17 protein-coding genes and 1 pseudogene are annotated in these 19842 nt (G+C 71.6%); 8 read left to right on the top strand and 10 right to left on the bottom strand.

The window, feature by feature from the left end; translation table 11 throughout:
• From ACIQOU_RS36100 to ptsP, 3 genes are all read left to right on the top strand, one after another.
• A partial coding sequence (locus tag ACIQOU_RS36100) for a hypothetical protein (protein WP_401544603.1) occupies nucleotides 1-181 on the top strand: 181 nt, incomplete at its 5' end.
• A gap of 254 nt (nucleotides 182-435) precedes the next feature.
• The gene (locus ACIQOU_RS36095) at nucleotides 436-885 is read left to right on the top strand and encodes a PTS glucose transporter subunit IIA (RefSeq protein ID WP_401544600.1); all 450 of its coding nucleotides are present in this window, start codon (nucleotides 436-438) and stop codon (nucleotides 883-885) included.
• A 76-nt stretch (nucleotides 886-961) separates the two neighbouring features.
• Complete coding sequence (gene ptsP, locus ACIQOU_RS36090; protein ID WP_401544597.1) at nucleotides 962-2632, top strand: phosphoenolpyruvate--protein phosphotransferase; 1671 nt, start codon at nucleotides 962-964, stop codon at nucleotides 2630-2632.
• A gap of 70 nt (nucleotides 2633-2702) precedes the next feature.
• Here the strand turns inward: ptsP and ACIQOU_RS36085 are convergent, their stop codons facing one another.
• Both ACIQOU_RS36085 and ACIQOU_RS36080 read right to left on the bottom strand, forming a co-directional pair.
• Nucleotides 2703-3596 carry a hypothetical protein gene (locus ACIQOU_RS36085; RefSeq protein WP_401544594.1) on the bottom strand — a complete coding sequence of 298 codons (894 nt, stop codon included), beginning with the start codon at nucleotides 3594-3596 and terminating at the stop codon, nucleotides 2703-2705.
• A gap of 120 nt (nucleotides 3597-3716) precedes the next feature.
• Nucleotides 3717-5684 (bottom strand): acetoacetate--CoA ligase, encoded by a 1968-nt coding sequence (locus ACIQOU_RS36080; RefSeq protein ID WP_401544591.1) that lies wholly within the window; start codon nucleotides 5682-5684, stop codon nucleotides 3717-3719.
• Nucleotides 5685-5896: 212 nt separating this feature from the next.
• Between ACIQOU_RS36080 and ACIQOU_RS36075 the strand changes: the two genes are divergently transcribed.
• Nucleotides 5897-8248 (top strand): glycoside hydrolase family 31 protein, encoded by a 2352-nt coding sequence (locus tag ACIQOU_RS36075; protein ID WP_401544588.1) that lies wholly within the window; start codon nucleotides 5897-5899, stop codon nucleotides 8246-8248.
• Here the strand turns inward: ACIQOU_RS36075 and ACIQOU_RS36070 are convergent.
• The gene (locus tag ACIQOU_RS36070) at nucleotides 8242-8775 is read right to left on the bottom strand and encodes an NUDIX domain-containing protein (protein ID WP_401544585.1); all 534 of its coding nucleotides are present in this window, start codon (nucleotides 8773-8775) and stop codon (nucleotides 8242-8244) included. The genes ACIQOU_RS36075 and ACIQOU_RS36070 overlap by 7 nt on opposite strands.
• Before the next feature lie 47 nt (nucleotides 8776-8822).
• Complete coding sequence (locus ACIQOU_RS36065) at nucleotides 8823-9632, bottom strand: M15 family metallopeptidase (RefSeq protein WP_401544582.1); 810 nt, start codon at nucleotides 9630-9632, stop codon at nucleotides 8823-8825.
• A 186-nt stretch (nucleotides 9633-9818) separates the two neighbouring features.
• On the opposite strand from ACIQOU_RS36065, the pseudogene ACIQOU_RS36060 reads away from it, so the two are divergent.
• Nucleotides 9819-10092 (top strand): annotated as a pseudogene (locus tag ACIQOU_RS36060) (benzoylsuccinyl-CoA thiolase); the annotation flags it as partial.
• A 208-nt stretch (nucleotides 10093-10300) separates the two neighbouring features.
• On the opposite strand, the gene ACIQOU_RS36055 reads toward ACIQOU_RS36060, so the two are convergent.
• Genes ACIQOU_RS36055 through ACIQOU_RS36040 form a run of 4 tightly spaced genes read right to left on the bottom strand, consistent with a single transcriptional unit; the run spans nucleotide 10301 to nucleotide 14589 of the window.
• Entirely contained in the window at nucleotides 10301-10906 is a 606-nt protein-coding gene (locus ACIQOU_RS36055) for a GTP-binding protein (protein WP_401544579.1), read from the bottom strand.
• 48 nt (nucleotides 10907-10954) lie between these two features.
• Nucleotides 10955-11350: a DUF742 domain-containing protein gene (locus ACIQOU_RS36050; RefSeq protein ID WP_401544576.1), complete on the bottom strand. Its 396-nt coding sequence runs from the start codon at nucleotides 11348-11350 to the stop codon at nucleotides 10955-10957.
• Nucleotides 11351-11359: 9 nt separating this feature from the next.
• Nucleotides 11360-11797 (bottom strand): roadblock/LC7 domain-containing protein, encoded by a 438-nt coding sequence (locus tag ACIQOU_RS36045; protein WP_401544574.1) that lies wholly within the window; start codon nucleotides 11795-11797, stop codon nucleotides 11360-11362.
• Nucleotides 11794-14589: a nitrate- and nitrite sensing domain-containing protein gene (locus tag ACIQOU_RS36040; protein ID WP_401544571.1), complete on the bottom strand. Its 2796-nt coding sequence runs from the start codon at nucleotides 14587-14589 to the stop codon at nucleotides 11794-11796. Before ACIQOU_RS36040 ends, ACIQOU_RS36045 begins: the two co-directional genes overlap by 4 nt.
• A 419-nt stretch (nucleotides 14590-15008) precedes the next feature.
• Here ACIQOU_RS36040 and ACIQOU_RS36035 point away from each other — a divergent pair, with 419 nt between their 5' ends.
• Nucleotides 15009-15563, top strand: a complete 555-nt coding sequence (locus tag ACIQOU_RS36035) for a hypothetical protein (RefSeq protein ID WP_401544606.1) — start codon at nucleotides 15009-15011, stop codon at nucleotides 15561-15563.
• 7 nt (nucleotides 15564-15570) lie between these two features.
• On the opposite strand, the gene ACIQOU_RS36030 is transcribed toward ACIQOU_RS36035, so the two are convergent.
• Both ACIQOU_RS36030 and ACIQOU_RS36025 read right to left on the bottom strand, forming a co-directional pair.
• A complete protein-coding gene (locus tag ACIQOU_RS36030) occupies nucleotides 15571-16797 on the bottom strand; it encodes an NAD(P)/FAD-dependent oxidoreductase (protein WP_401544569.1) in 1227 nt (408 codons plus the stop codon).
• 58 nt (nucleotides 16798-16855) lie between these two features.
• A complete protein-coding gene (locus ACIQOU_RS36025) occupies nucleotides 16856-17179 on the bottom strand; it encodes a bifunctional 3-phenylpropionate/cinnamic acid dioxygenase ferredoxin subunit (RefSeq protein ID WP_401544566.1) in 324 nt (107 codons plus the stop codon).
• A 375-nt stretch (nucleotides 17180-17554) separates the two neighbouring features.
• Between ACIQOU_RS36025 and ACIQOU_RS36020 the strand changes: the two genes are divergently transcribed.
• Both ACIQOU_RS36020 and ACIQOU_RS36015 read left to right on the top strand, forming a co-directional pair.
• Nucleotides 17555-18385: an IclR family transcriptional regulator gene (locus ACIQOU_RS36020; protein ID WP_401544563.1), complete on the top strand. Its 831-nt coding sequence runs from the start codon at nucleotides 17555-17557 to the stop codon at nucleotides 18383-18385.
• Nucleotides 18386-18682: 297 nt separating this feature from the next.
• Entirely contained in the window at nucleotides 18683-19768 is a 1086-nt protein-coding gene (locus ACIQOU_RS36015; protein ID WP_401544560.1) for an S-(hydroxymethyl)mycothiol dehydrogenase, read from the top strand.
• Nucleotides 19769-19842: the final 74 nt, after the last annotated feature.

The raw sequence follows: 19842 nt of genomic DNA, 5'->3' as shown, positions 1-19842 counted from the left end.
ATCAACATATCTGGCGTTGATTTTTGGCACGCTGTTGAGTTCTCAAGGAACGGTCGCTTCCTTTGTACTCACCCTCTCGGGCTTTCCTCCGGGCTTCCCTTCGGTGTTCCAAACTCTATCAGTGTTTTTCCGTCTCTCTGGCCGCTCTTCCGCAGGCATGCGAAAGAAGACCCCGAGATAGGATCTGACAAGTTGGGTGCCGCTGAACCAAGGCACCGAATTGGCGCCCCCTGGCTGAGCAGGAGTACGACTGTACACGCGGCGTTGAACGAGGTGCAAATCCATTAGGCTGGTGGTCTAGACCAGTAAGTGGTACCTTCCGTGCGAAACCGCACTTCCTGTGACATACGCTGCTGTTCAATGGGCCGTTCGCGACAGAAAGTGACGGCTCGCGCACAGATCCACTTGCAGCTGCACCCCTCTCGGAGGCTCCCCATGACCAGCGTGACGTCCCCACTCGCCGGAACGACCATCGGGCTTGCCGCCGTGCCCGACCCGGTCTTCTCCGGGGCCATGGTCGGCCCGGGCACTGCGATCGACCCCGTGCGTGAGCCCTCCGCCGCCGTCTCGCCCGTGGACGGAGTCGTCGTCTCTCTCCACCCGCACGCTTTCGTCGTCGTGGACTCCGAAGGCCACGGTGTGCTCACCCACCTCGGCATCGACACCGTGCAGCTCAACGGCGAGGGCTTCGAGCTGCTTGTGAACAAGGGCGACACCGTCACGCGTGGTCAGGACGTGGTGCAGTGGAACCCGGCGGCCGTCGAGGCGGCCGGCAAGTCCCCGATCTGCCCGATCGTGGCACTGGAAGCCACCTCCGACTCCCTCAGTGACATCGTGGAGAGTGGCGATGTGAGGACCGGCGACATGCTCTTCAGCTGGCAGTGACATCGTCGACCCCATGACGGCACGTAGGACAACGACCGCGGCGGCGGGGCACGCCGCACTATCGGAGACAGGTGAGATGGAGACAACGCTGCGAGGCGTCGGCGTGAGCCACGGTGTGGCCATCGGCGAGGTTCGGCACATGGGAACGGCTGTTCTGGAGCCGCCGGTCAAGCAGATCCAGGCGGCAGAGGCGGAGCGTGAACAGGGACGCGCCCGTCAGGCCGTGGAGGCTGTGGCCGCCGACCTCATGGCGCGCGGCAACCTGGCGGGCGGCGAAGCCCAGGCCGTGCTTGAGGCGCAGGCCATGATGGCCCAGGACCCCGAGCTGATGGCGGACGTCGAGCGGCGTATCGCCGACGGGAGCACGGCCGAGCGCGGCATCTACGACGCGTTCGCCTCGTACCGTGAGCTGCTCGCGGCGGCCGGCGAGTACCTGGCCGGGCGGGTCGCGGACCTGGACGACGTGCGGAATCGTATCGTCGCCCGGCTGCTCGGGGTGCCGATGCCGGGTCTGCCGGACAGCGATGAGCCGTACGTTCTGATCGCGCGGGATCTCGCGCCCGCGGACACCGCGCTGCTCGACCCGACGCTGGTGCTCGGGTTCGTCACCGAGGAGGGCGGGCCGACCAGTCACAGCGCGATTCTCGCGCGGGCGCTCGGAGTTCCGGCCGTGGTGGCGCTGCCCGGTGCCGGTGAGCTGGCCGAGGGCACGCTGGTCGCGGTCGACGGCAGCAGCGGTGAGATCTTCGTGAACCCCAGCGAGGACAAGAAGGCGCAGTTGGCGGCGCAGGCCGCCGAGCGGAAGGCCGCGCTGGCCGCCTCCACCGGGCCGGGAGCCACCTCCGACGGTCACAAGGTGCCGTTGCTGGCGAACGTCGGCGGGCCCGCGGACGTTCCGGCCGCCGTCGAGGCCGGCGCTGAGGGCGTCGGTCTGTTCCGTACCGAGTTCCTCTTCCTGGACGACAGCAAGCAGGCGCCGTCCGAGGAGAAGCAGGTCGAGGCGTACCGGCAGGTGCTGGAGGCGTTCCCGGAGGGCCGGGTCGTCGTACGGGTGCTGGACGCGGGTGCGGACAAGCCGCTCGACTTCCTCACCCCCGCCGACGAGCCCAACCCGGCGCTCGGTGTGCGGGGGCTGCGGTCTCTCCTCGACCACCCCGAGGTGCTGCGCACCCAGTTGACCGCGCTGGCCAAGGCCGCCGAGGGGCTGTCTGTCTACCTTGAGGTCATGGCGCCGATGGTGGCGGACCGCGCCGACGCCAAGGCGTTCGCGGACGCCTGCCGGGAGGCGGGGCTGCGGGCGAAGTTCGGGGCGATGGTGGAGATTCCGTCGGCCGCGCTGCGGGCGCGGTCGATCCTCCAGGAGGTCGAGTTCCTGTCCCTGGGGACGAATGACCTCGCGCAGTACACCTTCGCCGCCGACCGTCAGGTGGGTGCGGTGTCCCGGTTGCAGGACCCGTGGCAGCCCGCGCTGCTCGACCTGGTCGCGCTGTCCGCCGAGGCAGCGCAGGCCGAGGGCAAGAGCTGCGGTGTCTGCGGTGAGGCCGCGTCCGATCCGTTGCTGGCGTGTGTGCTGACGGGTCTCGGGGTCACCTCCCTGTCCATGGGTGCGGCGTCGATTCCCTATGTGCGGGCGACGTTGGCGAAGTACTCGTTGGCGCAGTGCGAGCGGGCCGCCGCCGCGGCGCGGGCCGCGGACAGCGCCGAGGAGGCGCGGAAGGCGGCCGAGGCGGTGCTGTCCGGCGCGTAGCCGGACCGGTCCGCTCGTCGTCGGGCTGTGCAGGGGCGCTCCACCGTCGGGTGGGGCGCCCCTCGTGGTGTCAGTGGTGGTGGTCCGGGGGCTGCTCCTCCTCTCCGAGGTCGGGCGGTTCGCAGTAGTCGACGTGGGATTCCGGGGAGATCAGGTCGCCGGTCTCGACGTCGGTGCAGTAGGCGTCGAAGACTTCGCCCGCGGTGAGGGGTTCCAGGCCCCCTCCGCGCAGGCGCCAGCCGTAGACGCGGTCGGTGGTGCCGGGGGCGCTGGTGCGCATGACCAGTCCGCCGGGGCTCCTGGTGGCGAGGCCGAGGGCGAGGACGGTGGTGAACTCCAGGGCCTCGGCCTCGTCGAGGCGGGTGGTCCCGTCGGCGCCCTCGTCGGCGTGGAGGACGGCGACGAGTGTTTCCGGGACGGTGGAGACGCTACAGACGAGGTGGCGGTTGCCCGGGTCCGCCGTGTCGAGGATGCGGACCAGGAGGCCGGAGGCGCGGGTGAAGGCGGCGCGGCCGATGTCCTCTCCGCAGGAGGCGCAGGCGCCGAGCCGGGCGAGGAGGGTGGAGGCGTACTCCCAGGTCGCCCGGCGGACGGCTTCGTCGACGAGGGTGGGGACGAGGTCGGCGAGGGGTCGGCCGTCGTAGGGGACGGTGGGGCCGTTGGAGGCCAGTTCGGCGGTGAAGCGGGTGCGGCTGGCCGGGGCGTCGGGGTCGAGCCCCGTTTCCGTGCAGTAGTCGGCGTATTCGTGGGGGTCGAAGAGGGCGATGGTGGTGTGGCCGCCCTGGGATGCGCGGGCCTTGAGGAGTGTCTCGACCTGGCGCAGGTAGGTGGTGTGGTCGTCGAAGGTGAAGCTGCGGTAGCGCCGCATGGCGCGGAAGTCGTGTTCGTCGGTCAGCAGGCCGATGGTGCCCGCGATCTCGCGGCGCAGTACGCGTCGCATGGTCTGGTCGTGAGTGTGTGCCATGAGTCCCCCTGTGCACGGTCGATCAATGCTCACTCACCGTAACCGGGGGCACTGACAATGGGGTCCGGGCGGCTCGCAGTGGGGTTGGTTCGTGCAGGTCAGAGTGGGTTTTCGGGTGGGTCAGCGGCGGGTGCGGGCCAGTTCCTCGTAGGTGCGGAGCAGGTCGAGGTTGTCGATGGAGCCGGGGTTGACCGCCTTCTCCAGCGGGGTGCCTTGCAGCAGGCGTTTGACCGGGACCTCCAGGCGCTTGCCGGTGAGGGTGTGCGGGATGCCGGGGACCTCGATGACCTCGTCGGGGACGTGGCGCGGGGAGAGCTGTTCGCGGATGGTGTGCTTGATGCGGGCGAGGAGGGTGTCGTCGAGGACCGCGCCGGGGGCGAGGTGCACGAAGAGGGGCATCCAGTAGCCGCCGTCGGGTTGTTCGACGCCGATGACGAGGGATTCCCTGATCTCCGGGAGTCGTTCGACGGCTTCGTAGATGTCCGCCGACCCCATGCGCACGCCTTGGCGGTTGAGCGTGGAGTCGGAGCGGCCGTGGATGATCACCGAGCCGCGGGAGGTGAGGGTGATCCAGTCGCCGTGGCGCCACACGCCGGGGTACATGTCGAAGTAACTGTCGTGGTAGCGGCTGCCGTCGGGGTCGTTCCAGAAGCGGATCGGCATCGAGGGCATGGGGCTGGTGACGACCAGTTCGCCGACCTCGTCGATGAGGGGGTTGCCGGCCGGGTCCCAGGAGTGGAGGTCGGTGGCGAGGCAGGGGGCCTGGAGTTCGCCGATGTGGACGGGGAGGGTCGGTACGGCTCCCGCGAAGCAGGAGCAGACGTCGGTGCCGCCGCTGACGGAGGCGATCCAGAGATCGTCGCGCACCTCGTCGTGCAGCCAGCGGAATCCGTCGGGGGGCAGCGGGGAGCCGGTGGTGGCGACGCAGCGCACCTGGGAGAGGTCGTGGTCGCGGGCCGGGCGGACGCCGGCCTTGCGGCAGGCCATGACATAGGCGGCGGAGGTGCCGTAGAGGGTGGCTCCGGTGCGTTCGGCGATCCGCCACTGGGCGCCGGTGTCGGGGTGGCCGGGGCTGCCGTCGTAGAGGACGACGGTGGTGCCGGTGAGGAGGCCGGAGACGAGGAAGTTCCACATCATCCAGCCGGTGGAGGTGTACCAGAAGAAACGGTCCTGGGGGCCGAGGTCGCAGTGCAGGCCGAGTTGTTTGAGGTGCTCGACGAGGATGCCGCCCTGGGACTGGACGATGGCCTTGGGGAGTCCGGTCGTGCCCGAGGAGTAGAGCACCCAGAGGGGGTGCTCGAAGGGGACCTGTTCGAAGACCGGCTCGGTGTCCGTGCTGGTCAGGTCGGACCAGTTCAGGGCATCTTGGGGTGGTTCGGTGCCGAGGAGCGGGATGTGGACGACGGCGCGCAGGGTGGGCAGTTCGCGGCGCAGTTCGGCGACGGTCTCGCGGCGGTCGTGTTCCTTGCCGCCGTAGCGGTAGCCGTCGACGGTGAACAGGACGACGGGTTCGACCTGTTGGAAGCGGTCGAGGACGCTGCGGGCGCCGAAGTCGGGGGCGCAGGAGGTCCAGACGGCGCCGACGGCGGCCGTGGCGAGGAGGGCGACGACGGCCTGCGGGATGTTCGGGAGGTAGCCGCTGACGCGGTCGCCGGGGCGGACGCCGAGGGTGCGGAGTTCGGCGGCCAGGGAGCCGACCTGGCGGCGCAGTTCGGTCCAGGTGACCGGGCGGAGCTCGTGGGTCTCGTCGACGTACAGGAGGGCCGGTTCGTCGGCGCGGGTGGCTGTGGCGCGCAGGGCGTGTTCGGCGTAGTTGAGGGTGGCGCCGGGGAACCACTGGGCGCCGGGCATGGCGCGGTCGCCGAGCACGCGCGCGTAGGGCGTCGAGAAGCGGACGTCGAACCATTGGACGACGGCTTCCCAGAAGGTGTCCAGGTGGTCGACGGACCAGCGGTGCAGGGCCGGGTAGCCGCCGTCGGCCGGGGCTCCGTGGTGGTGGGCCGCCCAGCTCTGGAACGTCGTGATCTGTGCCTGGGCGATGCGCTCCGGGTCGGGCTGCCAGAGCGGCTGGGGGTTCACGGTCGGCATGGGGCGGCTCCCGGACTGTGCGCGTCGTGTGCGTACGTCGCGCACGTGCGGGGTGTGCGCGTGACGCGGCTGACACGGACGATGCCATGTGATCCACTTCTGCACCAGGGTGCGCCCCGCGCACTCCGGGTCGTGAAGATCTGGTCGCGGCACGGATGAACGGTAGTTGAACGACACGCGTGCGGGGCGCGGTCGGTGGCAGGGTGAGCAGCATGGACGGTCGTGACCTGGTGCGTTCGGTGAAGTCGGTCGGTCCTGCGGGAGCGGCCTGGAGGTTGCGTACCGTCACGGCGGCGTGGCGCAGGATGCGGGCGGATGCCGGGGCGTTGCCCGCGCGGGGCGCCGAGCGGGCCCGGGTGCCGGGGCCGGTGCGGGAGGTCGAGCCGGGTCCTGGTGGCGGGGTGGTCCGGTTCGCCCGGTCCGAACTGCGGGTCCTGGTCGCCATCAACGGAGCGGTGTTCTGGGGGTGGGACGGGGCCTCTCCCGAGCCGTCGTACGCGTTGGCGGGCCGGTGTCCGGAGGCGGACCCGCGGGCGGTCCTGGAGCCGGACAAGGACGGCGGCTGGCGGGTGGTGGCGGAGCGGGTGACGGTGGTCGTCTCCCGGCACGGTGCCGTCGAGGTGCGTACGCCCGGTGGGGTGACGCTGCGGCGTGATCTGCCGCCGCGCTGGTGGGAGCCGGTGGGCGGGGGTCCGGCGCGGTGGATGCAGCGTGCGGAGGTGGCGGCGGACGCGCGGTTCTTCGGGCTGGGCGGGCGGGCGGCGGGGCCCCGGTTGCGGGAGGGGACGTTCCGGCTGTGGAACTCCGGTGCCGGGCGGCCGTTCGGGGCCGGTGACGGGACGTCGCGGCTGACGATGCCGGTGCGTCTTGTGGTCGCGGACGGGGGCTCGCATCTGGTGTTCCACGACTCCTCGTGGGACGGGACGGTGACGCTGCGGGAGGGCGAGGAGGGGGCCGGTTCGGGGCACGACCGGCCCGGGACGTGTGAACTGCGGATGGACGGCGGCCCGTTGCGCTGTTGGGTCATCGTCGGCACGCCCGCGCGCGTGCTGCTCGGCTGGGCCTCGCTGACCGGCGCTCCCGTGTTGCCGCCCGCGTGGGCGCTGGGGCATCAGCACGCGTGCGGGGGTGTCGGGAGCGAGCAGGAGGTGCGGCGGATCGTCGCCGGGCATCAGGAGCGCGGGCTGCCGCTGGACGCCGTTCATCTGGAGGTCGGTCATCTCGACGGGCGGCGGGGGTTCGGCGTCGACCGGGAGCGGTGTCCCGAGCTGCCGGTGCTGGCCGAGGAGTTGCGGCGGGACGGGGTCCGGCTGGTGTCGGTCGTGGAGCCGGCGGTGGCGGTCGCGCCGGGGGACGCGGTGTTCGACGGGGGGACGGCCGAGGACGCGTTCGTGCGGGATGCCTCGGGGCAGGTCGTCCGTGGGGTCGGGCGGGCCGGTGAGTCGGTGTTCCCGGACTTCACGCGCGCGCGGGTGCGTGCGTGGTGGGGCGGTCTGTACGCGGAGCTGCTCGGTCAGGGCTTCGCGGGGTTCGTGCACGACCTGGACGAGCCGACGTCGTTCGCCGCGTTCGGGGAGTCGACGTTGCCGCGTTCGGCCCGGCACGGGCTGGAGGGGCGGGGCGGGGATCATCGCGAGGCGCACAACGTGTACGCGCTGTGCATGGCGCGGGCCGCCTCCGAGGGGCTGCGGGAACTGGCGCCCGAGGAGCGGCCGTTCGTGCTCTCACGCTCCGGGTGGGCCGGTCTACAGCGTTACGGGGGGTCCTGGTCCGGTGACGTGAGCGCGGACTGGACCGGGTTGCGGGCCTCGCTGTCGTCGGCGCTGGGGCTCGGGCTGTGCGGAATCCCGTACTCCGGCGCGGACGTGGGCGGTGCCGGCGGGCAGGTGTCGGCGGAACTGTGGCTGCGGTGGCTCCAGTTGGGCGCGTATCTGCCGTTGTTTCGTACGCGCGCGGGAGGGGGTTTGGAGGGTGAGGTGGTGGAGCACGCGCGCGTGGCGTTGATCGAACGGCGGCGGCTGCTGCCGTACTTCGTGACGCTGGCGCATCTGGCGCGGCGTACGGGCGCGCCGGTGGTGCGGCCGGTGTGGTGGGGCTCGCCGGAGGACCGGGCGCTGCGGGACTGTGAGGACACGTTTCTGCTGGGTGACTGTCTGCTGGTGGCGCCGGTGCTTGAGCCGGGGGTGGACCGGCGTGCGGTGCGGCTGCCGCCGGGGCGCTGGTACGACACGGTGACCGAGCGGGCGTACGAGGGGCCGGGGCAGGTGCTCGTGGATGCTCCGCTGTCCCGGATTCCGGTGCTGGCGCGGGCCGGGGCCGTCGTCCCCGTGCGGGGGGACGACGGCGGTCTTGAGCTGGAGGTGTGGGCGCCGGCTCCGGGGCGCTCCGGCGGCGGGCTGCTGGTGCCGGACGGGAGCGACGGCTGGGAGGAGCCGGAGTTGGAGCGCTATGCCGTCCGCTGGGTGGGCGGGCGGCTGGTGGTGCGGCGGGAGGGCGAGGACGGCGTCGAGGAGCCGTCCTGCCCGGTACGCGTGCGTGGGCTGGGCGGGGGCCTGGCTCAGTAGCGGCCCTCGAACCACGCGTGGGCGGCGATGGTGTGGAGCGGGAAGGCCAGTTCCTCGGGTCGGCGCAGCAGGTGCCAGCCCGCGGTCTCGTCCGTGGCGGCGGACGGCGGGAGGCTGTCGACGGGGCGTTCGGGGAGGACGCCGAAGAGGAGCAGGTGTCCGTCGGGGGAGCTCATGGCGTCGACGAGGCGCACGTCGCGTGCGGCGGCGTCGAAGCCGGTCTCTTCTTTGAGTTCACGGACGAGCGCGTGGCGCCAGTCCTCGCAGTCGTCGACGTAGCCGCCGGGCAGGGCGATGCCTCCGCGCGCGGGGGCGACGGTTCGGGTGATGACGACGAGGGCGGTGCCCTGGGTGTCGTACGCGGGCTGGAGTGCGATCGCGACCGGGAGCGGGTTGCGATAGGCCACGGTGTGGCAGGCCGGGCAGATGCGGGGCCAGCCGGAGACGCCCTCTCCGTAAGGCGCTCCACAGCTCGAACAGTGCGAGCCACGCGCGGAGTTGGGGGTGGGGTGCTGAGTTTCGGACACCCGGCGGACTGTATCCGATCACGGGGAGGGCGTTGTGCCGAGGCGGTTCAGAAGCCGCCAGGGAGCGACCTGACGCATACCGGGAAGTCGAAGTAGGTGTCCGGGTGGGGCTCCGGCTGGAAGGTGTAGTGCCACCACTCCTCGGCGAGGTTCACGAAGCCGACGCCTTCCAGGGTGTCCTTGAGGAGCAGCCGGTGGGCGCGCTGGACGCCCTGGACGCGCGGATCGAGGGTGTGGGCGAGGGTGTCGAAGCAGTCGAAGCCGGTTCCCATGTCCACGGAGTTGTCCGGGAAGCGCTCCTTCTGAGGCGCGTAACAGGGGGCGAGCGGCTCTCCGGGGACGTAGGGGCGGGTCGGTCGGGCGGGGAGCTTCACGAGGGTGAGGTCCATGGTCGAGCCGCGGCTGTGGCCGGACTTCTCGGCGATGTAACCGTCCTCGAACAGACGGGACTTGTCGACGTTCGGGTAGAACTCGCCCTTCATTGCCTGGTCGTCGAGGTCCTCGGCCCAGCGCACGAAGTGGTTCACCGCGCGTTGGGGCCGGTAGCAGTCGTAGACCTTGAGGGTGTAACCCCGGGCGCGCAGCCGGAGTTGGGCGCGGTGGAGGGCCCGGGCGGCGGGGCGGGTGAGGAGGCAGACCGGTTGCCGGTAGCCGTCGATCGGCGTGCCCACGAAGTTGTGCGGGGTGAGGTAGCGGATGTCCTGGAGGATCGTCGGGTCGACGGCTCTCAGGGCCACGAAGTCGGCGGGTGCCTCGGGGGCGGTCGTCGCGCGGGCGGTGGCGGAGCCGGCGGTCATGGCCAGCAGGGCGGCGAGCGTGGTGGCCAGGGCACGTAACGCGCCGGGGAGTCTTGTCATGAGTCCTCCGTCCATCAGGTGGGTGTGTCGTCATCTATCAGGTGGGTGTGTCGGCCGGGAAGCGATCGGATGCGATCCGTTCCCGGACGGCGTGGCGGGCACGCCCTGCCCTTCCCTTGAGGCCCGTGCACACTTCTGACGTTGCGTCACACTCGTTCACAGGGACGGGCGTTGTCGCGTGTCCGTATGCCTGCGGTCGACGGATGGTTCACCGGTGACGGGGCGGACTTCCGCCTCTTCGGCACCCGGTGCGCGGCCTGCGCGGGCGGGGGAACCGACCGAGGTTCCGCTCTCGCCGTGCGGGCGCGTCCGGTCGTGCGCGGACAGCCGTTATCGACCTCCGTCACCGTGTGTGACCGATCGGGAACTTCCGTGGGAGTCGTACGCGTTGATCGCTGTGGAGCCGGAGTCCGGGGACGCGGAGACGACCTGGACGACCTGGCACTGGCGGCCGACGGGAGGGTTACGGAGTGACGGACGACATGGCGGTGCTCGGTGCGGGCATGCATCCGTGGCGCAGGTGGGGGCACGGCTTCGCCGAGTACGGCGCGGTGGCGGCCCGCGCGGCGCTCACGGACGCCAAGCCCGCGTGGTGGGACGTCGGTTCGAGCGTCGGCGGGGTGACGGTGCGTGGCGGCTGTCCGGAGGGCCGCCGGACGGGAGCGGGGTTACGTCGTGACTGGGTTGCGGTGGGTCGCCGCGTAGGACATGGCGTGTTCGACCACGCCGATCAGGATCTCCTTGACGGAGGTGCGGTCGCGGGCGTCGCACTGGACCACCGGGACGTTCTCGTCGAGGTCGAGGGCGCGGCGGACCTCGTCCTCGGGGTAACGGGCGGCTTCGTCGAAGCAGTTGACGCCGACGAGGAACGGGATGGAGCGCCGTTCGAAGTAGTCGACGGCGGCGAAGCAGTCCTCCAGGCGGCGCGTGTCGGCGAGCACGATGGCGCCCAGCGCCCCTTCGGACAGCTCGTCCCACATGAACCAGAAGCGCTGCTGTCCGGGCGTGCCGAACAGGTAGAGCACCAGGTCCTCGCGGAGCGTGATGCGGCCGAAGTCCATGGCCACGGTGGTCGTGTGCTTGGCCTCCACGCCGCTGGTGTCGTCGACCGGGCGGCCCGCCTCGGTGAGGAGTTCCTCGGTGCGCAGGGGTCTGATCTCGCTGACGGCGCCCACGAGCGTGGTCTTGCCCACGCCGAAGCCGCCGGCCACCAGGATCTTGAGCGTGACGGGCTCGACCGGGGGCTTTCCTCGCTCAGAGCGCCCGAAGATCATCTTCCGTTTCTCCTACGGGGTGGGGGTGGGGGACGACGGGCGCGCGTCTCAGAGCGCCCGGAGACCGTTGATCACGTCACGCAGAATGCTCTCGTCCGGCAGCTCGGCCGGGGGGACGGGCCGGGTCACATGGACGAGTTCGCTGTCGACGAGGTCCCCGATGAGGACCCTCACCACGCCGACGGGCAGGTCGAGTTCGGCGGCGAGTTCGGCGACGGACTGCGGGGCGTCCCGGCAGAGGCCGACGATGTCCACGTGCTCCGGGGACAGCGTCGAGTCCTCTTCCGGGTCCTCCACGTGCGGCTCGGTGACGACCACCGCGATCAGGTCGAGGCGGTGCTGGGCCGGGCTGGTGGTCCGGCCGCGCGTCATCGCGTACGGGCGGACCACCGGTCCGGCCTCGTCGTCGAACCAGTGGCTGCTTCCCTGACCGTCAGCGTTCATGACATCTCACTACCCGTCCGCGGGCTGATCGGTGCGCGGCGCGGCCGCGAGATGCGCGCCGACCCGCTTGACCAGAAGCGTCATCTCGTACGCGACCTGTCCGACGTCCGAGTCGGCGTCCGAGAGGACGGCGAGGCAGCTGCCGTCGCCCGCGGCCGTCACGAAGAGGAAGGCGTCGTCCAGCTCGACGACGGTCTGGCGGACGTTGCCCGCCTCGAAGTGACGGCCGACGCCCTTGGCCAGGCTGTGGAAGCCGGAGGCGACGGCGGCGAGGTGCTCGCTGTCCTCACGGGTGAGGTCCTTGGACAGGCCCGTCGGCAAGCCGTCGCCGGAGAGCACGAGAGCCTTGCGGATGCTCGCGACGCGGTCCACCAGCTCGTCCAGGAGCCAGTTCAGCTCCCCGGACCTGGTCTGTGCGGTGTGGCCGGTCGGCTTCGGTGCGGTCATCGACCGTCCCCCTTGTTCGTTCCCTGTGGTGCTGTGCCGCTGTCGGCGTCGTCGCCCGCGGCGTTCTCCTCGCGGCCTCGCTGCCAGCCCCGTTGCAGCGAGGCCATGCGGCTGCGTACTTCGTCGGCGTCCCGCTCGACCAGCTGCGGCCGGTCCGGTGCGCGGCGAGGGCCCTGCTTCAGTTGTGGCGCTAGGTTCGCCTGTCGAACGCGCCGGGGCAGTGCGGTGGTTCCCGTGCCCGGTGTGTCGCCGCCCTGGAGGTCTGCCGGGGGCTGCCCCGGGCCGTCGGCGGAGCCGGAGCCCGGACGCAGCGGTGAGGCGCCGCGGCGGCGGGTGGGCAGCGCGGGCGGGCCGTCGTCGCCGGGGCGGCCGGTGCTGTCCGCGATCGGCACGCTGCCCGTCGCGGGCGGTGTGCCGCGCCGGCGGGACGGCAGCGCGGGCGGCGCGTCCGGCTCGGCGCTCCGCTCGGCGTTCTGGCCCTCCCGGCGCGCCCGTGCCTCGGGGACCGGACGTCCGTGCGAGCTGACCAGCTTGGGCGTACGTCGACGGGGCAGCGGCACCGTGCCGTGGTCGCCGTCGGCCTCCTCGCGCGCGTGCCCTGCGGACGGCGACGGAGCCTCGGTGCGGCTCGGGGTGCCGTCCTGGGCGAGGCCGAGGGCGCGCCGGTGCCGGAAGAGGCCGCCGCGCTCGGTGTCGTCGTCGAGATCCGGGAACTCCTTGAGGGCGTCCAGGTCGACGGGTGCCTCCAGCTCGACCGGGCCGTTCAGGAGGGCCGGGGTCAGGCCGGGCAGCTGCGCGGGGATCGGCGCGATGGCGGTCCTGCGGCCGCCCGCGTCCAGTTCGGCCTCCTTGGAGGGGTGGGGCCGGTCGAGGCGGAAGCCGATGCCGTTGGTGTCGGGGACGTCGTCGGTGAGCAGGGTGTCGGGGATGAAGACGATCGCGGTGGTGCCGCCGTACGGGGACGGCTGGAGGGAGACGCGGACGTTCTGGCGCTGGGCGAGCCGGCTGACCACGAACAGGCCGAGCCGGTCGGTGTCGGACAGTTCGAACTCCGGGGTCTCGGCGAGCCGGAGGTTGGCGTCCAGGAGGGCGTCGGCGGTCATACCGAGGCCACGGTCGTGGATCTCCAGGGTGAAGCCGTTGGCGACGCGCTCGCCGACGACCTGGACGGCCGTGTGCGGCGGGGAGAACACCGTGGCGTTCTCCATGAGTTCGGCGACCAGGTGGGTGAGGTCGGCGACGGCCGGTCCGGTGACGGCGACCTTGGGCAGCCGCCGTACCTCGATGCGCTCGTAGTCCTCGACCTCGGCGACGGCGGCCCGTACGACGTCCATCAACTGGACGGGTTTGCGCCACTGTCGGGACGGGGCGGCGCCGGAGAGGATGACCAGGCCCTCGGCGTGGCGGCGCATCCGGGTGGTGAGGTGGTCGAGGCGGAAGAGGTCGGCGAGCTCGTCGGTGTCGTCGGTGCGCCGTTCCATGGTGTCGAGCAGGGTCAGCTGTTTGTGCAACAGGACCTGGCTGCGGCGGGCCAGGTTGACGAACACCTCGGAGACGCCGGCGCGCAGTTCCGCCTGTTTGACGGCGGCCTCGACGGCGGCGCGCTGAAGGGAGTTGAGGGCGTGTCCGACCTCGCCGATCTCGTTGCGGTCGTACTCCAGGAGGGGGACCTCGGTCTCCACGTCGACCTGTTCGCCCGCGGAGAGGCGGCGCATGACGCTGGGCAGCCGCACGCCGGACGCCTCGTGGGCCTCCAGGCGCAGTTGCCGCAGGTCGCGGATGTGGCTGCGGCCGATGCGCACGGACTGCACGAGTGAGTAGAGCAGGGCGAAGAGGCCGAGGCCACCGGCGACGGCCGCCTTGGCGATGACGCCCATGGCGACCGGGTGGACCCGGTCCTGATAGCTGTCGGCCGCCTGGTCGTTGAGGGTGCCGAGTTCCTTCAGGACGTTGCCCGCGGCGGTGTCCCAGCTCCGCGCGGTGACCCGGTGCGGCGTGCCGGGGCCGCTGGAGGCGATGGCCTGCTCGGCGACGCGCAGGGGCGCGGTCTCGGCGTTCGTCCAGAACCGGTCGTAGCGGTCGTGTTCGGAGGACGGCAGCAGCGGCAGGATGATGTCGTACATCAGGCCACGCTGGGCCACGAGGTCGGAGACGTCGCGGATCTCCTCGCGCGTGAGGGTGCCGACGACCAGGGCGGAGCCCAGCAGGGCGTCCTCCTGGGAGACCAGTTCGCGGGCCCGGGCGAGGTTGACGAGGGCGCGGTACTGCCGGTCCATCTCCACGTTGTCGATGACGTGGAGGTTGGTCAGCAGGACGTAGCACGGTTCGACGAGGCGGTTGTAGAGGTCGAGGGCCTGGGCGCGGTTGACGGTGCCGTCCTCCACGCTGCGGCGCAGCGACCCGATGCCGTCGAGGGCGTCCAGGACGGCGGTCAGGCGTTCGCTCGAACCGGCGCCCAGTGACGCACGGACGTCGGAATCGGCGGCGTTCGCGCGGATCTCGGCGACGGAGTCGTCGGTGGCGCTGCGGCTGCGGCGCAGATTGCTGAGGGCGTCCGAGGCCCGTGGGTCGGCGAGGTACACGAGGCTCTGCCTGCGTTCCTCCTGGAGGACACGGGCGGTGTCCTCGACCGGGTAACCGACCTTCTCGACCACTCGGGAGACGTCGAAGAGCTGCTCCGCCTGACGTCCGGTGAGTACCGTGGCGAAGCCCCAGATCGCCGTCAGGGACACCAGCGGCACGAGAAGCAGCGCCACGATCTTCCGGCGGATCGACTTCCCGCGAAAGCGCATGTCCTCCCCCAGCTCGCCCCCGATCAGCCGGGGGTACACATGTGCGTCAACAAACGGCGCGAGCCTACTACCGACCTGCGGGTAACTCGAAGAGCTGTCCGGAAGCTGAACTCCCCTACTGGCGGCGAGACATGGGGAGTTGTCCGGTCATGGGAGGAGATCACCTCCCGGATTCAGCGGGGCCACCCCGGAGCCTCTTCGCAGGGTGCACACAACTGGTTGGCCGGTTTTCTCCGTTCGCGGGAATCTTTGCGACGGGTCGTTCGTCCTTCTCTACGGGAAAGGGGAGCGGAACCGGCCACATGAGCCGCGACGCGCCCCCGGGCAGCGTAAAACAGCGCAAGCCGGGCACTCACTGGGGAGCCGTGTCATCGGGCACGGGACGAGGGGGAGCATCGGCGGTGGGGAGTGACACGTTGATGGGCACGGCGGAGCGGTACAGAACACCCGGGGACGACCCGGGCACGCGCATGGCGGAGCGGCGGGCTCCCGGAGCGCGGGACCGTGACCTGGGGAGCGGGGGGACGGGCGGCGCGGGCGCGGGGCACGCGCGTGACGGCGGCGAGGGACACGTGCGGTCCGGTCACCGGCCGTTGTGGGTCGAGGAGCCGGCCAGGCGGCGCCGGATGCCCGATCCGGTGCGTACCTCGGCGGTCCGCGCGGTCATGATCATCTCGGTGACGATCATCCTGGCGATGGTGGCCTTCCTGTGCACCATGGCCGAGACCTGGTTCGCCTTCCCGATGGTCCTCAGCAGCGTCGCCTCCACGGTGGTCGCCACCTGGGCCGCGCTCGACGTCTGGGTGACCCGCCAGGTGTGGAACCAGCGCAACGGCGTGGTGTCGGTGCCCAGCAGCACGGCTCGCGCCCTGCGCCGGGAGCGCCGCCGGGCCCGCCGTCAGGCGAGGTCGGCCGAGCGGGCGCAGGAGCGGATACGCAGGCGGGGCGGGACCGGGCAGCTGTCCCACCCCTGACCTCTCGCTAGAGCGCGGCGGGACCTCCCTGGAGCACGGCGGGCCGGGCCTGGTCGCCCAGGTCGCCCAGGTCGCTCTGGGCACGTCCCAGCTCGCGGCGCAGCCGCATGAAGGGGCGGGGGCGGTCCACGGACAGCACGGCGGTGGTGCGGCCGTCCCGTTCGTAGACGGCGAGGAAGCCGCCCTCCCCCGGTGCGCCGTCGGTCAGTTCGCCCTCGGTGACCCGGACGGTGTCCCCGTCCTGGCGCCGGCCGGCGAACTGGATGCGGGAGCCGTACTGGTCCGACCAGAAGTACGGCAGCGACCGGGCCGTCCGGACGGTCTGCCCGGCGAGGAGGTTGGCCACCGCGACCCGGGGCTGTTCGGTCGCCGACGTCCAGTGCTCGGCGCGGGAGCCGCCGACGCGGGCCACGTCCCCGACGGCGACGACCTGCGGGAGGTCGGTCACACAGCCGTCGTCGCACAGCACGCCGTCACGCAGGGCCAGCGTCGAGTCCGTCAGCCAGGCGGTGTTGGGGACGGCGCCGATGCCGACGACGACCACGTCGGCGTCGAGGACACGCCCGTCGGACAGTTCCACGCCGGTGACGGCGACCGTGCCGCGCACGGCGGCGACGCCGGTACCGGTGATCAGCTCCGCTCCCCCGCGTCGGTGCAGCGCCGCGCACATCGCGGCCATCTCGGCGCCGAGTTGGGGCAGCAGCGGCAACGGCGCGGCCTCGACGACGGTGACGTGGTGGCCGAGACCGACGCAGGCGGCTGCGGTCTCGGCGCCGATGAAGCCGCCGCCGATGACGACGACCCGGCGTGCGCCGCGGGTGAGTTGGGCGCGCAGGGCGCGGGCGTCGTCGAGGGTGCGGAGGGTGTGGACGCCGACCGGTGTGTGGCCAGGCAGTCGGCGGGCGGAGGCGCCGGTGGCGATGACGACGCCGTCGGAGAGCAGGGTCCGGCCGTCGTCGAGGACGACGGTGCGGGCGCGGGCGTCGAGGGCGAGGGCGCGGGTGCCGAGGAGCCATTCGGCGTCGAGGGCGGTGCTCTCCTCGGCGTCGGTGAGGGCGATCTGGTCCTCGTCGGCGCGGCCGGTGAGGAAGTCCTTGGAGAGCGGGGGACGGTCGTAGGGCTGGTGGGGTTCGTCGCCGACGATGACGAGTCGGCCGTCGAAACCCTGGGCGCGCAGTTCCCTGGCGGCGTAGAGGCCGGCGAGGGAGGCGCCGACGACGGTGACGGTCCTCATGCGGCACGGCTCCCGTGGAGTTGCGGCGGGGCCGGGAGGCGCCGCGCGTGGGGGTGGTTCATGCGGCGGTGCCCTCCTGCGCGGCGACGTGGACGTGGATGACGCCGTCGTCGACGGTGACCTGGTGGGTGCGGACGGCGCGGCGGGCCGGGAGACAGGTCGGCAGGCCTGTGCGCAGGTCGAATGAGGCGGCGTGCAGCGGGCATTCGACCAGGCAGCCCTCCAGCCAGCCCTCGGAGAGGGAGGCGTCCTGATGGGTGCAGGTGTCGTCGATCGCGTACAACTCGCCGTCCTCCGTGTGGAACACGGCGATCGGCGGGGTCGTCTCGATGCGGGCGGACTCGCCCCGGGGGAGGTTTTCGAAGCGGCAGACGGGAATCACGGGCCCCCCTTTCGGTCCGGGACACTCGGTCCGGACCTCTGTGGTCCAGGCGGATGGGGAGTTCGGACCTTGCGTCGGTCCGAGGGGACGAACGGACGAGCACACGAGCGGGTGAGCGGCAGAAGCCGAGACGCACTCGCCACGGCTCTCCGGCGAGGGCCGGGTCTTCATCGGCCCGGCGGCCGGAGAGCCGGACCTTCACAGGCCCGGACGGTTCGGCCCCCTACCGGGGACCGGACCCTTCGGTAACATGATGTTCCGCATGGCGCATCAGTGAGCGCCATGCGCAACAGAATCCGGGCGGGACGACCGTCGCGTCAAGGGTTTCCCGAAGATGCGGCCCAAACCGGGCCGAGAGGTGGTGAGAGTCGAGCTATGGCCCGCGCGCAGAAGCAGTCCGACCGGGGCGAGGAGACGACCGCGAGAGCCGAGGGCCGGGGCGGCAGAGGAACCACCGGTTCCGTGCAGTCCGTGGACCGTGCCGTGAGCGTCCTGGAGATCCTCGCCCGGCTCGGCGAGGCGGGGGTCACGGAGATCGCCGACGAGCTGGCCGTGCACAAGTCCACCGCGTTCCGCCTGCTCGGCGTCCTGGAGAACCGGGGCCTGGTGGCGCAGGCCAAGGAGCGCGGCAAGTATTACCTGGGCGCCGGTGTGCTGCGCCTGGCGGGGGCGGCGGCGGTGCGTCTGGACATCTCGCAGGAGGGCGTCCCGGTCTGCCGGGAACTCGCCGACGAGCTGGGCGAGACGGTCAACATCGCGGTCCTGGACGACGACGCGGCCGTCAACATCATGCAGGCGCGCGGCACCGCGTCCGTGACGGCGCAGAACTGGCTCGGCAGACGCACCCCGCTGCACGCCACCTCCAGCGGAAAGGTGCTGCTCGCGCACATGCCGCCCACCCTGCGCGAAGGCGTCCTCGCCCGCTCGTTGCCGCGCTTCACGGAGCGCACGATCACCAGCGGGTCCGCGTTGCGCGGCGAGCTGGAGGCCGTGATCGAGCAGGGATTCGCCGTCACCATCGAGGAGTTGGAGCTGGGGCTCACGGCGGTCGCGGCGCCGGTGCGCGCGCACGACGGCAAGGTGATCGCCTCGATCAGCGTGTCGGGCCCGGTGTACCGGCTGAATTCCGACCGCATGCCGGAGCTGACGAAGCGCTCGGTGGCGGCGGGGGCGGAGCTGTCCCGCCGGATGGGATACGGCTTCTGACCCGACGGCGGCCCGGCAGCGTGCGCGCGGACCCTGAGACGGTGCGTGACCTGCGGTCCGAGCCCGTTGGCCGGAAGCAGGCGCACAGCGGCCGAACAGCTCACGCACACACCTCGACGACGGCGCGGGACCGGACGAATCCGGTCCCGCGCCGTCGTGTGTCGGCCAGGTTTCCGGACCTCCGTTCGTTTTGCGAAGGGTTAACTCGCACCTCTTGACGGCCCCTCTTCGCCGTTCTCAATATGTTCCTCATCGCGCAACCCATCGTGCATTGCGCAACAGCAGAGGAGCTTGGTCGTGCCACACGAGGTCCGTGCCGTAGTCGCTGCCAAGAAGGGCGCACCCGTGGAGGTGCAGACGATCGTCGTCCCCGATCCGGGGCCCGGTGAGGTCCTCGTCGATGTGCAGGCGTGCGGGGTCTGCCACACGGACCTGCACTACCGCGAGGGTGCGATCAACGACGAGTTCCCGTTCCTGCTGGGCCATGAGGCGGCCGGCACGGTCAACGCGGTCGGCGACGGCGTCACCGATCTGAAACCCGGCGACTATGTGGTGCTGGCCTGGCGGGCGCCCTGCGGCAGCTGCCGTTCCTGCCGGCGCGGGCGCCCCTGGTACTGCTTCGACTCGCGCAACGCCGTCCAGCCGATGACCCTGCGCGACGGCACGCCGCTCAGCAACGCCCTCGGCATCGGGGCGTTCGCCGAGAAGACACTGGTCGCGGCGGGCCAGGCGATACGGATCGACCCGGCAGCGCGCCCCGAGGCCGCCGGGCTGATCGGGTGCGGGGTGATGGCCGGCTACGGCGCCGCCGTGAACACCGGCAAGGTCGGCCGGGGTGACTCGGTCGCGGTGATCGGCTGCGGCGGCGTCGGCAACGCGGCCATCGCCGGCGCCTGTCTGAACGGCGCCATGAAGGTCATCGCCGTCGACATCGACGACAAGAAGCTGGACCAGGCGGAGAAGTTCGGCGCGACGCACACCGTCAACTCCCGTGGCACGGACCCCATCGAGGCGGTGCGGGCCCTCACCGACGGCCACGGCGTGGACATCGCGATCGACGCGGTGGGCCGTCCGGAGACGTTCCGGCAGGCCTTCTACATGCGCGACCACGCCGGACTGCTGGTCCAGGTCGGCGTGCCCGCCCCCGAGATGAAGATCGAACTCCCGCTGATCGACATCTTCTCGCGCGGCGGCGCCATCAAGTCGTCGTGGTACGGGGACTGCCTGCCGAGCCGGGACTTCCCGTTCCTCATCGACCAGTACCTGTACGGACTCCTGGACCTCAACGCGTTCGTGTCCGAGACGATCGCCCTGGACCAGGTCGAGGAGGCCTTCGCGAAGATGCACCGGGGTGACGTGCTGCGGTCGGTGGTGGTCCTGTGACCGACCCGACCGCCGACGCCCAACGCCCCCGCGTCACCGCCCCGTTCACCGCCCACTGAAGCCTCCACTCCCGC

Origin of the sequence: Streptomyces sp. NPDC091279 (genome assembly GCF_044757465.1) — a bacterium.
Lineage (GTDB): Bacteria > Actinomycetota > Actinomycetes > Streptomycetales > Streptomycetaceae > Streptomyces.
This window is presented reverse-complemented; position numbering and strand designations above follow the sequence as displayed.

Bases quoted from the DNA above. Each gene is read 5' to 3' on its own strand.
- ACIQOU_RS36095 (WP_401544600.1), top strand. From the start codon at position 436: ATGACCAGCGTGACGTCCCCACTCGCCGGAACGACCATCGGGCTTGCC.
- ptsP (WP_401544597.1), top strand. From the start codon at position 962: ATGGAGACAACGCTGCGAGGCGTCGGCGTGAGCCACGGTGTGGCCATC.
- ACIQOU_RS36085 (WP_401544594.1), bottom strand. From the start codon at position 3,596: ATGGCACACACTCACGACCAGACCATGCGACGCGTACTGCGCCGCGAG.
- ACIQOU_RS36080 (WP_401544591.1), bottom strand. From the start codon at position 5,684: ATGCCGACCGTGAACCCCCAGCCGCTCTGGCAGCCCGACCCGGAGCGC.
- ACIQOU_RS36075 (WP_401544588.1), top strand. From the start codon at position 5,897: ATGGACGGTCGTGACCTGGTGCGTTCGGTGAAGTCGGTCGGTCCTGCG.
- ACIQOU_RS36065 (WP_401544582.1), bottom strand. From the start codon at position 9,632: ATGACAAGACTCCCCGGCGCGTTACGTGCCCTGGCCACCACGCTCGCC.
- ACIQOU_RS36055 (WP_401544579.1), bottom strand. From the start codon at position 10,906: ATGATCTTCGGGCGCTCTGAGCGAGGAAAGCCCCCGGTCGAGCCCGTC.
- ACIQOU_RS36050 (WP_401544576.1), bottom strand. From the start codon at position 11,350: ATGAACGCTGACGGTCAGGGAAGCAGCCACTGGTTCGACGACGAGGCC.
- ACIQOU_RS36045 (WP_401544574.1), bottom strand. From the start codon at position 11,797: ATGACCGCACCGAAGCCGACCGGCCACACCGCACAGACCAGGTCCGGG.
- ACIQOU_RS36040 (WP_401544571.1), bottom strand. From the start codon at position 14,589: ATGCGCTTTCGCGGGAAGTCGATCCGCCGGAAGATCGTGGCGCTGCTT.
- ACIQOU_RS36035 (WP_401544606.1), top strand. From the start codon at position 15,009: ATGGGCACGGCGGAGCGGTACAGAACACCCGGGGACGACCCGGGCACG.
- ACIQOU_RS36030 (WP_401544569.1), bottom strand. From the start codon at position 16,797: ATGAGGACCGTCACCGTCGTCGGCGCCTCCCTCGCCGGCCTCTACGCC.
- ACIQOU_RS36020 (WP_401544563.1), top strand. From the start codon at position 17,555: ATGGCCCGCGCGCAGAAGCAGTCCGACCGGGGCGAGGAGACGACCGCG.